The sequence below is a fragment of the Parachitinimonas caeni genome (genome assembly GCF_030129945.1).
Taxonomy (GTDB): domain Bacteria; phylum Pseudomonadota; class Gammaproteobacteria; order Burkholderiales; family Chitinimonadaceae; genus Parachitinimonas; species Parachitinimonas caeni.
Window position 1 is genome coordinate 1 of the sequence record NZ_JARRAF010000094.1, and the last position, 3,578, is coordinate 3,578.

Consider the following 3,578-nt stretch of genomic DNA (forward strand, 5'->3'; position numbering starts at 1 on the left):
ATCTACTACTACCACCCCGACCAGATCGGTACCCCACGCGAACTGACCAATGCCGCAGGCCAGATCGTCTGGCGCGCTGAATACCTGGCCTGGGGCAACACCCTGAAACTACACTGGCTGACGGATGCTGAACCGGTAGAACAGCCGCTACGGTTTCAGGGGCAGTACTACGATGAAGAGACGGGGCTGCATTACAACCGCTTCCGCTATTACGACCCGGATTTGGGGAGGTTTGTTAGTCAGGATCCGATTCTTCTAAAAGGAGGAATCAACTTATATTCCTATGCTCTGAATCCAGTTAGCTGGGTTGATCCGTTGGGGTTACAGAAGAAGAAAGGTGGAGGAAAAGGGTGTCCGTGCGAAGATGAGGAGAAAAATTGCCCCGCTAAGGTGGCTGGTCCTACTTTTCTGGAGCAAGTTAAAAATAGCTCCGTTCGAACAGGTAAAAAATTCCAAGGGGCAGAAATTTATAAATTTACAGATAAAGTGAAGATAGGTGATACAACGTTTCGAAAAGGGGATTATTTTTATCTGGATAATCTGCACAAAGATCACTATGAAACATTCTCTTCTAATAACACATCAAAGGGAGTGTTTAATTTGGATGGTACCTTAAATGAGAAAAAAACTAAATCAGCTGAAAAAAGAACCGGTCCAGGATGTTAGTAGAGCAGTCGAGGGAATTCTTGCAAATAAGTCGGATGAAGTAGAGGGGACTTTCTGCTTTTTGTTGTTTGAGGAAGGAGTTTTTGATGAGCTGCTCTTTAAAGATCTAGTAGAGGACATTAGAGCAGTTGCAAACCATTGTCGGTCTGAATCTTTAAAGGAGAAGTGCAGAATAACGGTCTTGTGGATCGTAAGAAATCTAGTTAGATCTGTAATCTCTCATTTGGACGCGGCGGATGGGTATGTAATAAAAAATATGAGTTCAGATCTTCTTGATAGGTGGTCTGGGGAGTATTTTGATGAAATTTGGGATGCTATGAATGTTTTGATGTGCGAATGCGAATAAATCACGTACCTGGAATTAAAAATTTTGGAGGTGAGGTACGTTAAGGTTAAGGGAGGTAAATATGGATATATTTATGATTTCAAAGAGTATGCTGAGTGCTTGTCTCCGCATTTGGGGAAATTTACACCGGGGGAAGGATATTGTTGTATCTGAGTGGCATGGAGATTTTCGTCATGTGTAAAGCACGATGACTATAGCGATCAGCATGGTATCGGTATGCTAGAAGTTCCAAATATGCCCCATGTTCATTTTGAATTTCTAAGGCCAACTGGCCAGGGGAATTTTAAAGTGACAAAAAATGTTCATGTTCCATTATCAAGATGTCCTTGAAATTATGTTAAAGATAAAAAAGAGTAAATTTGGCGGGGATTCCATAATATTTTATTTTTCTGTGGAAGATGCTTGTATTCTTCGTGATAAATGTCTCGAGGTTTTGCGGTGTGGGGAGGTTGAGATTCCATGTGAGGTCAATTTAAAAAATAGACAAGAGCAAACCAATCTTACAATAAGGTTGAGTGGTGATGAGTGTTTCTTTATAAAAAAACGCCCAGTGGTTTTGTGTGTGGATGAAGAGTCAATAAACATTGGTTGCTATTTGTTGGATGGATACATCAAGGATTCATACTTTCCGGTTGCTGAGTTTATGTCAATCAAAGGGGATGAAAGGTCATCTCTTCAGCTGTATTTCTACAAGGCAGATCAGTAAGCGATTTTTTATGTGTTAATGTCTTTTTAAGTGTAAATTATTTTTCTTGATTTGAAAAATGTTGTGCTGTAAAAACTGTGATAGATAAATTTGATAATTTAATTTCTATTTTGCCTTCTTCGTGAGAATGAATAACGCTATACAAGAGCTGAAGTTGTTGGTTCAGAGCTTCCTTGATGAAGGTGCTGATCAAGAAACAATTTTTAGGAAAATATCTGAGTTCTTAAGGTGTCATAGGGAGGTAATAAATAGACAAGAATGGAGCTGTTGGAGGTTGGACTCATATGTTGAATTTGATCCAAATATTACTAATTGCAATTTTGATCCTGTGCGGTTGCGGCATCTGCTGAGGTACCTTGCTTTTGATTGTGAGTCTAAAAAAATGGACTCTTATCTTATGCAGCTGCGAGATATAATGTTTAGCATTATTAATAAATATACTGATATAGAATGCGACTGCATGGGGGATACTTACAAAATACTCTTTTCTCCAGATGTTAAATCCCCGGTTTATTATTGTGATAACTGTGGCTCGTGCCGCACAATGGATATGAAAATTTTCCATCCCAATAGCCAACTAACACCAATACCTAGGGGGAAATGCTGAGCGAGAGGGTAGAAGTGAATCATAGTGAATTAACGAAAATTCACCTTAAGGCATCTACTGGGCTGCTGGTTGAGCCTGATGTAGAGCTGTTGAGGAATTTTCTATTGAGTATGCGTAATTCGCATTTCGATGCGTTGCTGGCGCTTAATGCACTTGGGTATGCGATAGATTTTGGCTATTTCCCGATAGAGTCGGATGTATTCTTGAAGGTTAAGTCTTGGCTAGATTTAACCGATTGCTATGATCTTGTGAGTGAGTGTATTAATTTGATTTATTATAAATGGGGGTGGAATGATCTTTCGTCGGTAGAAATGCTCCTGAAGTTCCTTACCCCATTTGGTTGTGACGTGCAGGAGCGAACGCTTGTATCTGCGATAGAAGCAGCTAGCCTTTTCATGAAAAATAAAGATACAAGAGAAATCTTGCTGAATAGATTAAAGATGTTAATTAAGTATCCATTGATTTCAGAGAAAAGCAAATCGCTAATTTTTGAAAAACTTGGTGGCTCTGATTTGGAGTGCAATGTCAGTTCCTTGTTGGGGGTTCTTGATAAACCATCTTCGCCTTCTTCGGGGGGGGTTCTTTTGGAGTTAAGAAAAAAAATTTTTCTAACATCGGCGTTTGATGGTAATTTTTGCCTTGTCGGGAGTTTGGAAAATATTTCAGACTTTGAACTTGTCTATCAAGATCTATCAAATGAAGTTCTTGTTTCGGCAAAAGTACATTGCGTGGATAAATTTGGTTTTGTAGTAAATATAAGAAGGTATTGTGATGGAAAGGGTTCGGATTTTATATTTGGCGAAGGTATTTCAATAAAAGATTTTAAGTCTATGAAAAAAAATTTGGAGAGGCAATACTTTGAGCTGCTTGAACCTTATGAGTCGGTTTATTAATTGAGGCAGATTTAAGAATGAACCTGATAAATTAAGGAGACTTCTGCCTCAATTCTACTTTTGAGCTAAATCACCGCTCTTTAAAAATTAACAGGCTCCCAACCGGCAGGCGTCGTACACCTACTACGCGCTACACCGACCGCTTGGGCTTTGGCAACAACGCCGAATACGGCCCGCATGGCCGGGTCAGCCGCACCTTTGGTGACGACGGCAGCAACGAACTGCAGTTTGACTACCGGCCGTTCCAGCAACTCACCCGCATCCGCAACGCGCTGGGCGATGTCACCGAATACCACTACGACGACCGGCTGCAGATGAGTCGGGTGGTCGATGCCCTCGGCCGCATCACCCGTTACGAAC

4 protein-coding genes are annotated in these 3,578 nt (G+C 40.7%); all 4 read left to right on the forward strand.

Annotated elements, in window-relative coordinates; translation table 11 throughout:
* The coding region (locus PZA18_RS23580) for an RHS repeat domain-containing protein (protein WP_284103346.1) at positions 1–666 on the forward strand (666 nt) is incomplete at its 5' end.
* 650 nt (positions 667–1,316) lie between these two features.
* A complete protein-coding gene (locus PZA18_RS23585; protein ID WP_284103347.1) occupies positions 1,317–1,718 on the forward strand; it encodes a hypothetical protein in 402 nt (133 codons plus the stop codon).
* 621 nt (positions 1,719–2,339) lie between these two features.
* Entirely contained in the window at positions 2,340–3,218 is an 879-nt protein-coding gene (locus PZA18_RS23590) for a hypothetical protein (RefSeq protein WP_284103348.1), read from the forward strand.
* Between the two features lie 143 nt (positions 3,219–3,361).
* Positions 3,362–3,578, forward strand: a 217-nt coding sequence (locus PZA18_RS23595) for a hypothetical protein (RefSeq protein WP_308447452.1), incomplete at its 3' end; no start/stop codon positions are given.

What these genes read in the sequence shown, in the direction of transcription:
- PZA18_RS23585 (WP_284103347.1), top strand. Translation starts at nt 1,317, where the DNA reads ATGTTCCATTATCAAGATGTCCTTGAAATTATGTTAAAGATAAAAAAG.